This window comes from Burkholderia sp. JPY481, assembly GCF_038900515.1.
In the GTDB taxonomy this organism is placed as follows: Bacteria; Pseudomonadota; Gammaproteobacteria; order Burkholderiales; family Burkholderiaceae; genus Paraburkholderia; species Paraburkholderia youngii.
In genome coordinates this window covers 1-386 of record NZ_JAYMRT010000152.1, presented here as the reverse complement: position 1 = coordinate 386, position 386 = coordinate 1, and the positions used below count along the sequence as shown (strand labels likewise).

The following is a 386-nucleotide window of genomic DNA, read 5'->3' as shown; positions in this document are numbered from 1 at the left end:
CTCCAACGTGCTCGACGTCGGGGGCTTCTTCGCGACCATCCTCGCCGCGCTGATCCTCTCCATCGTCACCGCCGCCCTGCTGTTCGTCGTCGGCAAGATGTTCGGGGAACCGAACCCCGCTGAATAGATCCGGGGTACGCCGTCGCCCTCCACGAGCGCTCCACGAGCTCTCCACCGGTCAGATCAGGAGTCGTTCTCGGGCAATACGGATGGCTTCGTCGCGGGACCGTGCGCCCAGCTTGCGGTAGAGAGCCTGCGTGTGGGTCTTCACGGTGTTGGGTGAGAGGTGGAGTTCGCCGGCCATGTCGGTGACGCTCAACGAGCGCTGCATGAGCCGCAGCACGTCCTGCTCGCCCGCCGGCGCCCGCGACCAACACGACCGAGAC

At 66.6% G+C, this 386-nt stretch carries 1 protein-coding gene; it reads right to left on the bottom strand.

Features of this window, described 5'->3' with window-relative positions:
- Positions 1–178 precede the first annotated feature (178 nt).
- The coding region (locus tag VSR82_RS40110) for a response regulator transcription factor (RefSeq protein ID WP_498858939.1) at positions 179–386 on the bottom strand (208 nt) is incomplete at its 5' end.